The 14,808-nt window shown below is 51.6% G+C and carries 12 protein-coding genes; 9 read left to right on the forward strand and 3 right to left on the reverse strand.

Annotated features, from left to right (window positions below; genetic code table 11):
- Positions 1–119: 119 nt before the first annotated feature.
- The 6 genes from ABWV76_RS09720 to ABWV76_RS09745 all read left to right on the forward strand — a co-directional run bounded on the left by ABWV76_RS09720 (position 120) and on the right by ABWV76_RS09745 (position 7,674).
- Positions 120–893 carry a DeoR/GlpR family DNA-binding transcription regulator gene (locus ABWV76_RS09720; RefSeq protein WP_026305148.1) on the forward strand — a complete coding sequence of 258 codons (774 nt, stop codon included), beginning with the start codon at positions 120–122 and terminating at the stop codon, positions 891–893.
- A gap of 44 nt (positions 894–937) precedes the next feature.
- Entirely contained in the window at positions 938–2,767 is a 1,830-nt protein-coding gene (glmS, locus tag ABWV76_RS09725) for a glutamine--fructose-6-phosphate transaminase (isomerizing) (protein WP_353375859.1), read from the forward strand.
- 24 nt (positions 2,768–2,791) lie between these two features.
- The gene (locus tag ABWV76_RS09730; protein ID WP_353375860.1) at positions 2,792–3,637 is read left to right on the forward strand and encodes an alpha/beta fold hydrolase; all 846 of its coding nucleotides are present in this window, start codon (positions 2,792–2,794) and stop codon (positions 3,635–3,637) included.
- A gap of 193 nt (positions 3,638–3,830) precedes the next feature.
- Complete coding sequence (locus ABWV76_RS09735; RefSeq protein WP_020413919.1) at positions 3,831–4,850, forward strand: zinc-binding alcohol dehydrogenase family protein; 1,020 nt, start codon at positions 3,831–3,833, stop codon at positions 4,848–4,850.
- 275 nt (positions 4,851–5,125) lie between these two features.
- Complete coding sequence (locus ABWV76_RS09740; protein ID WP_020413920.1) at positions 5,126–5,941, forward strand: class II aldolase/adducin family protein; 816 nt, start codon at positions 5,126–5,128, stop codon at positions 5,939–5,941.
- A 113-nt stretch (positions 5,942–6,054) separates the two neighbouring features.
- Positions 6,055–7,674, forward strand: coding sequence for a Na+/H+ antiporter (locus ABWV76_RS09745; protein ID WP_026305151.1), 1,620 nt, complete (start codon positions 6,055–6,057; stop codon positions 7,672–7,674).
- A 45-nt stretch (positions 7,675–7,719) separates the two neighbouring features.
- Here the strand turns inward: ABWV76_RS09745 and ABWV76_RS09750 are convergent, their stop codons facing one another.
- Both ABWV76_RS09750 and ABWV76_RS09755 read right to left on the reverse strand, forming a co-directional pair.
- Positions 7,720–9,576 carry a monovalent cation:proton antiporter-2 (CPA2) family protein gene (locus ABWV76_RS09750; RefSeq protein WP_020413922.1) on the reverse strand — a complete coding sequence of 619 codons (1,857 nt, stop codon included), beginning with the start codon at positions 9,574–9,576 and terminating at the stop codon, positions 7,720–7,722.
- Positions 9,577–9,589: 13 nt separating this feature from the next.
- Positions 9,590–10,897: a cation:proton antiporter gene (locus ABWV76_RS09755; RefSeq protein ID WP_020413923.1), complete on the reverse strand. Its 1,308-nt coding sequence runs from the start codon at positions 10,895–10,897 to the stop codon at positions 9,590–9,592.
- Between the two features lie 463 nt (positions 10,898–11,360).
- Here ABWV76_RS09755 and ABWV76_RS09760 point away from each other — a divergent pair, with 463 nt between their 5' ends.
- The 3 genes from ABWV76_RS09760 to gstA all read left to right on the forward strand — a co-directional run bounded on the left by ABWV76_RS09760 (position 11,361) and on the right by gstA (position 13,452).
- Positions 11,361–11,759: a DoxX family protein gene (locus ABWV76_RS09760; protein ID WP_040628926.1), complete on the forward strand. Its 399-nt coding sequence runs from the start codon at positions 11,361–11,363 to the stop codon at positions 11,757–11,759.
- Positions 11,760–11,819: 60 nt separating this feature from the next.
- Entirely contained in the window at positions 11,820–12,791 is a 972-nt protein-coding gene (locus tag ABWV76_RS09765) for a glutathione S-transferase family protein (RefSeq protein ID WP_353375861.1), read from the forward strand.
- Positions 12,792–12,855: 64 nt separating this feature from the next.
- Entirely contained in the window at positions 12,856–13,452 is a 597-nt protein-coding gene (gene gstA, locus ABWV76_RS09770) for a glutathione transferase GstA (protein WP_020413927.1), read from the forward strand.
- A gap of 27 nt (positions 13,453–13,479) precedes the next feature.
- Here gstA and ABWV76_RS09775 read toward each other — a convergent pair whose 3' ends face one another.
- Entirely contained in the window at positions 13,480–14,739 is a 1,260-nt protein-coding gene (locus ABWV76_RS09775) for a multidrug effflux MFS transporter (RefSeq protein ID WP_020413928.1), read from the reverse strand.
- Between the last annotated feature and the right edge of the window lie 69 nt (positions 14,740–14,808).

A 14,808-nucleotide genomic window follows, 5' to 3' on the forward strand; every position in this document is an offset into this window, starting at 1 on the left:
TTGATCACGCAATCATCCCCCAATAACTCTCCGGTAAATATCACCAGAGAGGAAAAATAATGTGGGAACTTATCTTTCGTTTTGCTATCTTTAAGTTTCGAAATGAAAGATAGCCATTTATGTCTAAACGCAATACACAGCAACGTCGACACGGCATCATGAGCCTTCTCAATGAGGCAGGAGAGGCTAGTGTCGAGCTGTTAGCACGACGCTTCGAAACTTCAGAGGTTACGATCCGAAAGGATCTTACCGCTATGGAAAATCATGGGCTGCTACTGCGTCGCCGCGGAGGCGCCATCCCGGTGCCACGGGAACTGGTAGTAGAGGAAGGGCCCTCAGAGGTTAAGCGTGTGATCGGCCGTGCAGCGGCGGCACTTATTCCCGATCACCACCGTATCGTGATCGATTATGGCCGCACCACCGCGGCAATGATTCCTGAACTGGAGCGTAAGCGCGGCCTGGTGGTGATGACCAACTCCCTGCATGTAGCTAATGCTTTGCGTGAACTGGAAAACGAACCGACGCTGCTTATGACTGGAGGCACCTGGGACCCCCATTTTGAGGCGTTTCAGGGCAAGGTGGCAGAGCAGGTGTTGCGAGATTACGACTTCGACCGCGCCTTTATTGGAGCCGATGGAATAGACCTGAAGCGCGGTACTTGCACATTTAACGAGCAGATTGGTTTATCGCGTGTGATGGCAGAAGTTGCTCGCGAAGTCGTGGTCTTGGCTGAATCCAGCAAAGTGGGCAGGCGTATTCCAAACCTGGAACTGCCATGGGAGCAAGTAGATACCCTGGTTACTGATACAGGCCTGAGTGACGATGCACAGCAACAGCTTGAGGGTCTGGGAGTGCAGGTAATCCGTGCTGCAGCCTCCAGTAGAGCTAAATGAGCAGCAGAATTAAATAAAAGAAATTGATTTATTAGGAGATAAACATGTGTGGAATTGTTGGCGCCCTCGCGCAGCGCAATGTAACTGAAATTCTACTAGAAGGATTGCGCCGCCTGGAATATCGCGGCTATGACTCTGCGGGAGTTTGCCTGCGCAGTGATGATGGCGAACTACAGTTGCGCAAGAGTCTGGGTAAGGTTGCTGACTTAGAAGCCAAGCTTCAAGCTGAGCCCGCTGAGGGCCATCAGGGGATTGCTCACACCCGCTGGGCCACCCACGGGGTTCCATCCAATGAAAACGCTCATCCACATATGTCTGGACATATTGCTCTGGTACATAACGGTATTATTGAAAATCACCAAGCATTGCGTTCAGAGTTGCAGGATAAAGGTTATAAATTTGCCTCAGATACTGATACAGAGGTGGTCGTACATCTAATTCACTCTCTGAGTAAAGATGGTCATAGTCTGGTGGACGCCGTAGCTAAAGCAACACAGATGCTTGAGGGGGCCTACGCCCTCGCTGTTATCAGCAGTGAAGAGCCGGAAGTTATGGCTTGTGCGCGCTATGGCAGCCCTTTGGTTTTAGGTGTTGGTATTGAGGAAAATTTTATTGCCTCTGATCCTATGGCTTTACGCCAGGTTACCGATCGCTTTATCTTCCTTGAAGAGGGCGATGTTGCTGAGGTGCGTCGCAGCGGTATTTCTGTGCGGGACAGGCAGGGGGAAGAAGTTAGTCGTCCAGTGCACAAGCTCGATGGCGGTCATGACGTAACTGACAAGGGTCGCTATCGCCACTATATGCAGAAAGAGATTTTTGAGCAGCCGGAAGTTGTGGCGGCAACTCTGGCGGGACGTATTGGTGACCACTCGGTGTTATCCCAGGCGCTGGGTACTCGCGCTCAAGAGATCTTGCCACAGGTGCAGCAGGTGCAGATTGTCGCCTGTGGTACCAGCTACCATGCGGGTATGGTTGCGCGCTATTGGTTGGAGGATTGGGCCGGGGTGCCCTGTTCCGTAGAGGTGGCCAGTGAGTTGCGCTACCGTAAAACGGTAGTACGTCCAGGTACCCTGTTTGTAACCATTTCACAGTCTGGAGAAACTGCCGATACTCTGGCGGCTTTGCGTCAGGCTCGGGAACTCGGCTATCTGGCCTCCATGACCATTTGTAACGTACCCAACAGTTCCCTGGTGCGTGAATCTGAATTGTCCCTGATGACTGAAGCAGGCCCGGAAATTGGTGTAGCCTCTACAAAAGCCTTCACCACTCAGCTGGTAGCCCTGCAATTATTCTGTATTGCCTTGGCCAAGGCCAATGGCCTCTCATCTGAGCGAGAGGCGGAGTTAGTGGGAGCTCTGCATAAATTGCCGCAGCTGATGGAAGACTTTACGGATCTCGATAAGGTGGTTAAGCACAGCAGCGAGGCTTTTGCAGAGAAAAACCACGCACTGTTCCTTGGACGTGGTGTCGAGTTCCCAATTGCCCTGGAAGGGGCATTGAAGCTTAAGGAAATCTCCTATATTCACGCCGAAGCTTATCCGGCTGGGGAACTCAAGCACGGCCCCCTAGCACTGGTAGATGCGGATATGCCAGTAATTGTTGTGGCACCAAATAATGAATTACTGGAAAAGCTGAAATCTAATCTGCAGGAAGTGCGTGCACGTGGCGGCCAATTATTTGTTTTTGCCAGCCCCAAAGCAGGCTTTGCTAGTGAGGAGGGGGTTACCGTGATTGAAGTACCGGATTCCCCAGAGAGCTTGGCGCCAATTCTCTACACAGTACCCTTGCAGTTGCTTAGCTATCATGTGGCGGTACTGAAGGGCACCGATGTAGATCAGCCGAGGAACTTGGCTAAGTCAGTTACCGTAGAGTAAATCCCACATGGCCACGGATGGCTTATGAATGAACCTGCTGAGCAGTTTGCATTTACTACTTCGGATGGTGTGACTCTCCGTTATCTGCAGGCAGGTTCCGGTCCCACTCTATTAATTCTGCATGGCTGGTCCCAAGGGGCTGCCCTGTTCAAGTATCAGCTCGCCGGATTGAGCGATCGTCTGAGGGTGATCGCACTGGATATGCGCGGCCATGGCCTCTCTGATAAACCCTCATATGGTTATCGAGTTGCGCGTTTGGCCAAGGATCTGCAGGAGCTGATTGAGGCTCTAAGGCCAAACCCACTCTACCTGCTCGGTCATTCGGCCGGGGCCTCAGTTATCTGGAATTACCTGGAGATGTTTGGTGATTCCTTGGTTTCAAAATTCATCTTTATCGACGAACCCGCTGCCCTTCTCGCCGATCCCGGCTGGTCGGAAAAGCAGTGTTTGGATGCCGGGGCAATTATCACACCCAACGGGCTCTACCAGTTTACCAACCGTTTGATTGGACCCGGTGGAGAGCTGGCCACCCGGGATATTTTGATGTCCATGGTGACCCCTGCAATGACTTCACAACAGAGGGAAGAGTTGGTTGCGGTCAATTTACAATTCCCCCGCGCACTGGCGGCACGCCTATTTGTTGACAATGTTACCCGCGATTGGCGGGATTTTATCCCCCGTATTGAAAAACCCACTTTGATTATTTTTGGGAGGGCAAGTCCCCATCCCGTGGAGTGTCAACAGTGGATTCATAAGCAGATAAGAGGCTCGCGACTAGAGATTATCGAAGCTTCCGAGGGGGGAAGTCACTTTGTGTTTCTGGAAGCGCCGGACAGATTTAATAGTCTGTTGCGCGATTTTCTGAGCTAGTTCCAAAAAATTTTCCCGGGCCGTTCTCGGTATGTCGCGCTGTGCTTTCGTGGGAAGGCATAACGCTTTGTTAGCCGCTTGAACTTTATAATATTTTTTGAAACTCCTTACACTTTTGGGCGGTTTTTCTATTGGGTAACGGTGCTTAAGATGGAGCCATCTCAACGAAGCTATATAAGTAGGAATTTGCACCATGATGAAGGCCGTAGGTTATCAACATTCCCTGCCCATTTCCGATGTTCAATCACTGCAGGATATTTCTCTGCCGGTTCCCAAAGTGTCTGGGAGAGATTTACTGGTTGAAGTTAGTGCGATATCGGTAAACCCTGTGGATACCAAGGTGCGCTCCAGGGCGACGCCAGCTGAGGGGCATTGGAAAGTTCTGGGGTGGGATGCGGTAGGAATTGTTAAAGAGATTGGCCATGAGGTTTCTGAGTTTACCGTTGGTGACCGTGTTTGGTATGCGGGTGATATTTCCCGCCCAGGTAGCAATGCCCAGTATCAGTTGGTAGATGAGCGTATCGCTGGCCGTGCGCCGTATAGCCTGGCTGATGCGGAAGCCGCTGCCCTGCCCCTGACTGCTATTACCGCCTGGGAAATGCTCTTTGATCGTTTACAGGTAGAGACGGGTAAAGGGGCCAATAGCAAGTCCATCCTGGTAATAGGTGCCGCTGGGGGCGTGGGCTCTATTTTGGTTCAGCTGGCGCGATGCCTGACCAACCTTACGGTAATTGGCACAGCTTCACGGCCGGAGACGAAAGCCTGGCTGGAAAGCCTGGGGGCGCATCAGGTTATTAATCACAATAATCCTTTGAGTGAAGAGTTGGCAGGTGCCGGGCTTGATGAGGTCGATTATGTCGTTAGTCTTAACAATACGGAAGATCACCAAGCTGAGATTGTAAAGTGCATAAAGCCCCAGGGTAAGTTTGCCTTAATTGATGACCCCAATTCGCTCGATGTGATAGCGTTCAAGCAAAAGAGCATCTCGTTACACTGGGAATTTATGTTTACCCGCTCACTATTTGAAACTGAAGATATGGGCGCGCAACACCAGTTACTCAGCGAACTGTCTGAATTGATTGATGGCCGGTTAATTAAAACTACTCTTGGCCAGCATTTTGGGAAAATAAACGCAGAAAACCTGCGCAAGGCTCATGCTTTTATCGAATCCCAGGCAGCCAAGGGAAAAGTTGTCCTGGAGGGATTCGATTGAATCATCGGAACAATAATTTTCGTTAAAGCGTTTTTCAGATAAAATTTTTCTTAAAAAATATGGGGCATAGTGATATGTCCCATACTTTTTAATCAGCAAAAAAGCTTGGTTGTTATGCAAAAAAATACACGACAGATAAATCTTAATTAAAGGCATAAAAGTCATTTGCTTAATTGGCTTTATTTTAAAAAAGTTATAACACTTCCTCTCGCTTAAAATAGATATTACGTGCTATAACCGGCTTTCGGAATTTTTCTATTAGAGAGATCCAGCAGATGAGTACTGTAGAAAAAATAAGAAAAAAAACAGGCATTGATGCTGCGGTTATGAATGGCGACATCAGTATGTTGCTGGGAGATCCATTATTACCACCGGCGCAGATACGCGAAGAGAGGAAAAGAAAACTGACAGCTGCTTTTCGATTATTTGGAAAGTTTGGCTACGATGAGGGAATAGCCGGCCACATTACCGTACGGGATCCAGAATTTGAGGATCATTTTTGGGTAAATCCCATGGGGGTGGCTTTCCAGAAAATACGCATGTCGCAATTATTGCTGGTCAATCACAAAGGTGAGGTGGTTGAAGGCAATGGTTATTTAAATGGGGCAGCTTTTACTATTCACTCTCATATTCACCGAACCCGTCCGGACATTGTCGCAGCGGCACACGCACACTCCCTATACGGTAAAAGCTGGTCTACCCTCGGACGTTTGTTGGACCCTATTACACAGGATGCCTGTGCTTTTTTTGCTGACCACGGGCTTTTGGATACTTTCTCCGGTGTTGTTCTGGAGATGGGAGAGGGAGTAGCCCTGGCAAAAGCGCTAAGCCATTACAAAGCACTGATATTGCAGAACCATGGCTTGCTTACTGTGGGGAAAACTGTGGATGAGGCGGCCTGGTGGTATATTACTATGGAGCGTAGTTGCCAGGCGCAATTAATGGCCGAAGCGGCTGGAAAACCAGTATTAATTGACCCGGAAGTGGCTATCCGGACTCGTGCAGTGGTGGGTACAGAACTGGCTGGGCTATTCAGCTTCCAGCCTTTGTATAGTGTGATCTGTGAAGAGCAGCCGGATATGTTTGATTAAGTAGTCATGTATTGGGTATTCACAGTTTCCTATACTGGCTGAAATGATTAGCCCGTTGGATGTCGGGTTAAATGCCGCTATGCGGTGAGCCTTTCAAGGATCCTGAGTGGGCGATGCACTATCTCGTTCTTGCGCTGCTTTTACTATTGGTGGTGGCACTTAGCCTTATTGTCGCTCGTATCCTTCCGCTACCCATCCCCCTCCCATTAATACAAATTGTTGGCGGCGTTATCCTAGGTGGGGTTTTCGGTATCGAGATACCGCTCGACCCGGAAATTTTCTTTCTTCTTTTTATTCCTCCCCTGCTATTTCTTGCCGGTTGGCGTATTCCCAAGGGTGCTTTTTTCCGGGATTTGGGGTTGATTGTAACCCTGGCTGTTGGTCTGGTGGTTTTTACCGTAGTGGGCATGGGCTTTTTTATCTATTGGCTGGTGCCGGTCATCCCTGTTGCCGTAGCTTTTGCTGTAGCGGCGATACTCGCGCCCACAGACCCGGTTGCAGTTTCAGTTGTGCATGGTGGTAATGCCATGCCAGCGCGGCTGGAACATATTCTTGCTGGGGAGTCCTTGTTCAACGATGCGTCGGGACTGGATATTTTCCGGTTCGCAGTGGCAGCCGCGATGACCGGCAGCTTTTCCTTTTCGCAAGCGGTGGGTGGTTTTGTCTGGGTTGCAGTGGGCGGCATAGCAATTGGAGCCGGAGTTGCTTTTATTTGCGGATATTTGTTGCGCTGGCTGGTGCGAATAGGTGGTGAGGACTCTGCAATACAGATACTGGTGAGCTTATTAGTGCCATTTGCCGCTTATATGGCAGGTCAAAGCCTACAGGTATCCGGGATTCTGGCAGCGGCAACGGCAGGTATTGCTACTCATTACACTAATCTACACGGCTCGGAAATGTCCACGACACGTATGGATCGCCGCGCTGTGTGGAAGACTGTGCAAACGGTATTGGATGGGATTATTTTCGTTTTACTCGGTGAGCAATTGGTTCGACTGGCAGAGGCTGATCTCGCCGGTGCAAGGCATACCAGCCTCGGCATGGTGGCTCTATATATCCTGGCAATATCTTTGGTACTGCTTTTACTGCGTTTTATCTGGGTGTGGGTATCTCTCTATTTTTCCCGTTTTCGTCGGAGCATACGCTCACTTTCAGCACACTTGATATTGGTCAGTGTATTGACTGTGTCAGGGGTACGGGGAGCGATAACCCTTGCAGGAGCTTTTTCCCTTCCTCTTCTGTTACCTGACGGCTCACCCTTGCCGGGGCGGGAACTGGCGCTGGCTATTGCCATGGGGGTAATCCTTTTTTCACTGTTGTTGGCCAGTTTTGCACTTCCCTTGTTGCTGAAGCATTTGCCGGATACACCGCAACTGGCAGCGATTGGCGATGAGCGAGGTGCAAGGATGTCAGCGGCTAAGGCGGCAGAGGAACGCTTGATAATATTACGCAGTACTATCAATGCGCATTGGGAGCACAAAGATGTTGCCTATGAGGCGATTGATCACCTGTTGGAAGTCTATCGTCGCCGTATCAGTACTGGCGAGGATGAAAATGAGGAACAGGTATGGGTGCGCGCGCGAGTCGAGCGTAATTTCCGCCTGGCGGCTCTTGCCGCTGAGCGCAAGCAACTTTTTACCCTGAGAGTGCGCAGGGAAATCGATGATGAACTCCATCGCAAGTTGGTAATGGAAGTAGACTTGGTAGAGGCGAGCCTGATGTCAAAAGGCTAGAAAGTCTCCAGGTCCGCGCCATACCCGTTCAACTCCTCGGCAACCCTAAGGCTTCTCTGTCTCTGGTTGCGCTTCTTCCCAGTAGTGATCCAAGTGGAGGTCTTTGTCGCGTCTGTCCTGCTGTAGTGCCTGTAACAGCTGTTCTCGATAGATTCGGGCTTGGGCTATGTGCTGGGTTTCATCGCGCCAGTAGGGAAATAGAGCCTCCAGCATACGCTCGTCGTGTTGTTTGAACTTACGTGCTGCTCTACGCGCCTGCATCGGACTAAGGCCGAGTAATATTAAGGCCTTCTCACCAATTGCCAGTGCCGAATCCACGGTCTCACGAAAGATATATTTTACTCCGGCCTCCATCAGTGCATATTGGTGCATGCGGTTGCGCGCCCTTGCGAGAATAATCAAATGCGGGAAATGCTTTTGCAGCTGGGCGATAATTTCGAGAGATGCGGCCTGGTCGCTCAGTGTCAGGATAACAAGACGTGCATTTTTGGCACCGGCAGCACGTAGCAAGTCCTCTCGCGAAGCGTCCCCGTAGTAGGCTTCTATGCCATAGCGACGCACGAGATCCAATTGTTCTGCATTGCGCTCTAACAGAGTAGTGCCGAAGCCGCAGGCGTTGAGCAGGCGCCCAGTGATCTGCCCAAAGCGACCATAGCCGATAATAATTACCGGCGAGCCATGGTCTACTGGTGGGGGGGTATCTACCTCCACAGGACTTTCAGGCCCAACCAGAAAGCGTGGCTGGATAAATTGTTCGAATATCAATAGCAATACCGGGGTGAGTGCCATAGTCAAGGCAATCAAAGCAACCAGCAGGCTGCTGGCACCGGCATCCAGGACCTGGATCTGGGTGGAGAAGGAGACGAGCACAAAGCCGAATTCCCCCGCCTGGGCGAGGGATAGGGCGAATAACCAGTCCTCCCCTTTCGAAAGGCGCATCATGCGTGCAAGGCCAAAAAGAACGGCAAACTTAACCAGGACCAGAGTGATGACAAGGCCGAACAACAGCAATGGGTTCTCGGCAATCTGGGCGAAGTTCAGACTCGCGCCAACGGCAATAAAGAACAGTCCTAGAAGTAGCCCTTTGAACGGCTGAATATCCGCTTCCAGTTCATGGCGGAATTCACTTTCCGCCAGCAGCACTCCGGCCAGGAAGGTACCCAGTGCCGGTGATAGATCCAGCCAGGTCATTACCGCTGCGGCGGCGAAGACTATTAACAGGGCGGTAACGGTAAACATCTCGCGCACCTGGCTGCCCGCGACCAGGCGCAGCAATGGGCCGAGTAGGTAGCGGCCGCTAATCGCAAAAGCGGCAATGGTGCCGATCACCGCGGCAGCATATTGCCAGCCACTCAGGCCACTGGCGTGGGCTTCGGCGGGAGTGCCGGCAAGTAGTGGTAAAAGTGCAAGGATGGGAATAACGGCAATATCCTGGAACAGCAATACTGCGAAGGCACTGCGCCCACCCTGGGTTTTCAGCAGCCCTTTTTCGCTGAGGGATTGCAAAACAATAGCAGTTGAAGAAAGTGCCAATATCAGTCCGATAGCAACCGCTGAGCGCCAGTCTAAGCCAAATAAAAGCAGGGCTACCCCGGCAACAGCGGCAGCGGTCAATAGGAGCTGGGCGCTGCCTGTACCGAGAATGGCTCCCCGCATTTGCCACAGCTTTTTTGGCTGTAACTCTAAACCGATCAGGAACAGCATCAGGGCCACCCCAAACTCGGCCACGTGCATCTCGTCGCTGGCATCGCCCACCAGGCCCAGGGCACTGGGCCCTATCGCGACTCCAGCGAGCAGATAACCGAGTACTGAGCCGAGGCCGAGACGGGTTGCGATGGGTACGGCGATCACCGCCGCAGCCATAAAAATGACGGCTTCTACGAGGAAGTTAGAGTGTTCCATTGATGAATTATCGCTATTTGGCGGTGTGTTGCTGGTTGGAGCCCACTGTACTTTCGGGCTCGGCAAACTCTCGGCTGCGGCGAATTAACGGGGCTATGGTAGAGCCCTGCACCACGATAGAAAAGAGCACCACGCCGTAGGTCATTACCACCCAAAGGTAACGCAGGTCCTGCCCTTGTACAAAAGCGCTGCCAGCTGGGATGGACATAGCCAACGCTAGAGCCAATCCCCCTTTGAGGCCACCCCAAATCAGTATCCGGTTGGTATAGGGGTGATAGCGACGGCGCCTCTTCAGGTACAGGAAGGGCACTCCCACCGCCATGACCCGGGCCAGCAGCACTATCACAATTGCCATTACCATTAGCAGGTAGTCTGCGGGTCGTAGGTCGATGGTGATCAGGAACAGGCCCACCAGCAGGAAGAGCAAGCCGTTGAGAAAATCTTCTGTAATATTCCAAAAATTATCCAGCTCATGCTGGCTCACACGGGAAAAGCCCCGTTCACGGGTGAAGTTACCGATAATAATGCCGCTTACTACCATCGCCAGGGCTCCGGAAACACCGAGGATATTCGCCAGCGAGAAGCCTGCAGTGGGGATCACCAGGGTTAGCAATAATTCCAGACTGTGGTCGTCGGTGCAGCAGATCAACCAGTGAAAAAGCCCGCCGATAATCAGGCCAAGCAAAATACCGCCGATCGCCTCCACGATGAATAGCTCGGCGACTGCGGGAACAGTCGGTTGGCCGCCCTCAAAGGCCAGGGCATAGATCACAGCGAAAATCACTATGCCAAAGCCATCATTAAACAGGGACTCCCCCTCTACCTGGATAGATACCTGCTCGGGTGCTTTCAGGTTTTTCATTATTGCCAGCACCGCGATGGGGTCTGTAGGAGATATTAGTGCGCCAAATAGCAGGCAGTAAACAAAGGCGACTGGCATATTAATCAACATAAGAAACCAGTACAGCAGTGCCCCTACCACAAATGTAGAAATCAGGGTGCCGACGATCGCCAGCAGGCCAATTTCGATTTTCTGGTTACGCAGTGCCAGCAGGTCGATATGTAAACTGCCGGCGAAAAGCAGGAATCCCAGCATGCCCTTCAGCAGAATATCTTCCAGGTTGAGCAACGGCAGTAGTTGATCTGCCCAGGTGCGCAGTTCGACCACACCCAATTTGCCCAGACCAGTCACTATAAGAGACAGTGCCAGCGCACCCGCGGTGATTGCGATAGTGGTTTGCGCGCGCAAAACGTACTGGTTGAGGAAGCCGAGAAAAACCGACACAGCGGCAAGAAAACAAAAGGTGTAATAGACTTCCATGCCGTGCGTGGACTCCAGGGGTGAAATTTCCGGGATTACTCCCAACCCTCAAAAAGGAGCAGTGGTACCTGCTCTCTCAGCGGGCAAATTTATCAATTGTGAGCGTGCCGTTATTGTAGCCGTGCGAGCGCCGCTCGATTTTCCCGTGAGGAGGGCTCCGGTTCCGGGGTTACGCAGGGGCGCGCCATGTGGATACTGCCGGCCAGCGCCTTCATTAGGGGCGCGCAATTGTAACGGCTCCCCAGTGAGGCACAACTGCATTTTTCAATTTTGCGCCCAGGTGAGGAGTAGAAGCTGTCCAGGCTGCCACTTATGGATTTTCGTCGATATTTTGGCGTCTATTTCCTTGTTAAGTCTGATTATTACTAATATTCGATGCGCGGCATCCGTCTCCCATAACAGTTCCCAACTACACTGGAGGCATTCCATTGTCTGTAATTCCCCTGTAACGAGAGAGGAAGTTATGGCGAACCATCCTGCGTTGTGCGACACCTCCAAATTGGTAGGACGAATATTGATGTCTCTGATATTCATTTTTGCCGGCTGGAACAAAATCGGCGGCTATAAAATGACAGAGGCATTTATGGTATCCATGGGACTCCCGGCCTTTTTACTGCCTCTGGTGATTGTGGTTGAGTTGCTCGGGGGGCTGGCAGTATTTTTTGGCCTCTTTACCCGCTTTGCGGCGATAATCCTGTTTCTTTTCTGCCTTGCCAGCGCCTGGATGGTGCACTTCTCTCCCGGAGATTCAGGTGAGATGACCAGCTTTATGAAAAACATCACCATTGCCGGCGGCTTTTTGATTCTTGCCTGCGCTGGTGCAGGGCGCTTCAGTCTGGACCACTGGTTCCGTAAAAAATAGTTACTGCGCTGATTTCAACAGGGACTAGGAGGTAACTCACGAGAGCGCCGGGAGGTAGTGATGGGCCTTTTGGTCGATGGACAGTGGCGCAACCACTGGTATGACACTGGTAAAAGCCAGGGTGAGTTTGTGCGTGAGGCAGCACAGCTCCGCAATTGGGTGACCAGTGATGGAGCCCCGGGGCCGAGTGGAGAGGGAGGCTTTATCGCTGAGGCGGGTCGCTATCACTTGTATGTTTCACTCGCCTGCCCCTGGGCCCACCGTACGCTCATTTTCCGCACATTAAAAAATCTGCGCGACTACATAGATATTTCTATTGTCAGCCCCTTTATGCGTGAGCATGGTTGGTCCTTCAACACCGAGGAAGGCAGCAGTGGTGATCACCTCTTTCAATATGATTACCTTTACCAGCTATATCAGCGCAATCGCAGTGATTACAGTGGACGTGTCACTGTACCAGTGCTGTGGGACAGACAGCGCCAGTGTATTGTTAGCAATGAATCATCTGAAATCATCCGAATGCTCAACAGTGCCTTTGATCGTCTCACCGGTAGCGAGGATGACTTTTACCCCGATGACCTGCAGGGCGATATAGATGCGACAAATGATGTGGTTTATGAAACCGTAAATAACGGGGTTTATCGTGCCGGCTTTGCCACTACCCAAGAGGCCTATGAGCGAGCTTATGAGTCGCTTTTCAGTACTCTCGAACAGCTGGAGCAGCGCCTGCAGAATAACCGCTATCTGACTGGAGATCAGGTAACAGAGGCCGACTGGCGACTGTTTACAACATTAATCAGATTTGATGCTGTTTATCATGGCCATTTTAAATGTAACAAGCAGCGCCTGGCTGACTTTAAGAATCTGTGGGGATTTACCCGGGAGCTGTTTCAATGGCCGGGAGTAGCGGAAACCGTGGATTTCTTCCATATCAAGCATCATTACTACGGTAGCCACCTGCATATCAACCCCACTGGAATTGTGCCAAAGGGACCACAGCTGGATTACGCTGCACCGCATAGGCGCGGCTAGGTAACGTTTTAAAAATGCACGCCTATACTGCTGGTTGCTGCGCAACTGTTACCTGAGGACCGCAATGAAACTCTTTTACACTCCCGGCGCCTGCTCGCTATCCCCACATATTGTCGCGCTTGAAGCGGGTATTGATCTGGACTTGTGCAAGGTTGATCTGAAGACACATACCATGGAAAACGGCGATGACTTCAGGAAGATAAATCCGAAAGGTTACATCCCTGCCCTGCAGTTGGAAGGTGGGGAAATACTGACAGAGGGGTCGACGATAGTACAGTTTCTCGCGGAACAAAAGCCAGATGCGCACCTGGCTCCGCCAGTTGGTAGCCTCGCCCATTACCGCTTGTTGGAGTGGCTTAATTTCCTCAGTGCAGAGGTACATAAATTATTTAAACCGCTGTTCTGGGATGGCGCCAAGGATGAGCAGGAGCAAGCGCGCGAAAGCTTGTTACGACGCTTCGACTATATAGAAAAGCGCCTGGACAAAGACTTCCTGATGGGCGATGAATTTTCTGTGGCGGATGCCTACTTATATGTGCTGTCCCGCTGGATGGAAGCCCAGCAGTTTGATATGGCGCGCTGGCCCAAGCTGCAGGCGTTCCAGAAGCGAATGTCGGAACGGCCATCGGTACAGCAGGCCCTACAAGAGGAAGAATTGTAGGACCAGTTGCCAGGGTATCCTCATGGATTAGCGTGGGGTGAATCGTTTGGTAGCCGGTATATCTGATTCGATGGGCTTGCGCGCCTGAGCGATTACCATGGCGGAAAAAAATGCTGCCACCGCACAGCCAAACATAGATGCGGCGATAGGCACCAGGGTGCCGGTGTGTATGCTGCTGACTAATCCGCCCAGGACCCCCCCGGTAATAAATATGGTGGCCCCATAGAGGGCATTGGCACTGCCACTGATTTTGGGGAAGAACTCTAGATAGCACGCTGCAGCGTTGGGGCCTGTCATGCCGATACAGCTCATCACCAGTACCAGTGGCACCATCCACAAGGTAATTTCCCGAATTCCAGTCATAGTGCCCAGCAACAGCAGACCACAACCCAGTATCTGTAGAGAGATGCCTGCCAGCAATATATTGCGCGGCTGAAACAGATTTAACAGCCGTATATTGACCTGCACCATGCAGATCAGGCCCAGAATGCAGCTGCCAAAAAACAGGGGAAACTGGCTGGCACTGACCTCAAAATAATCCATAAATACGAAGGGCGCTGTGGTGATATAGATAAACATCGAGCCGCTCACACAGGCCTGGGCGCCCAGGAAACCGAGGGCCCGGCGATTGCGCAATACCTGCCCATAACTTGAGATCAAGGACCCCAGAGGCATTAGCTGGCGACGCGCGCGGGTAAAGCGCGGCACGGTCTCCGGCAATAACAGGCGCACCAGAACCAGCATTGCCAATGCGTACAAGAGTAAAAAAACAAAAATGCTTTGCCAGCCACCAATGGCCAGAAGGAGTGCCCCAATGACTGGTGCGATCAGGGGAGCGATCAACATTATGGTGCTGATCATAGAGATAATCTTGGCTGCTTCGCGCCCACTGTGCAGGTCGCGCACAATTGCTGCGCAGATCACAGTAGCAAAACCGCCACCGATGGCCTGAAGGAAGCGCAGGATAATCAACTGGTCGACATGGTCTGTGAGCAGCACTAACAGAGAACTGACAATATAAATGCTTAGACCAATAGTCCCCACTAAGCGGCGTCCCCAGCGATCTGATAGTGGGCCACCGAACAATTGCCCCAGGGCGAAACCCAACAAAAAGCTGGAAACTGAATACTGTACTCGCTCCACCTCAGTATCCAGCGCTGCAGCCATGGCGGGAATAGCTGGCAGGTAGCTGTCAATCGAAAAGGGCGTCAAGGATACGAGAGCCGCCAGCCATACCACCAGCCAACGCGGTGTGGTTTTTTCATCAGGTTTTGGCTTCGAACTCATAGTTGACTCTGATACAGCTCAGTGGAAAACCGTAAAACGCATTGCTCGATCTGTTATGGCAGACCACAG

This window comes from Microbulbifer sp. NBRC 101763, from assembly GCF_040371615.1.
GTDB lineage: Bacteria > Pseudomonadota > Gammaproteobacteria > Pseudomonadales > Cellvibrionaceae > Microbulbifer > Microbulbifer variabilis.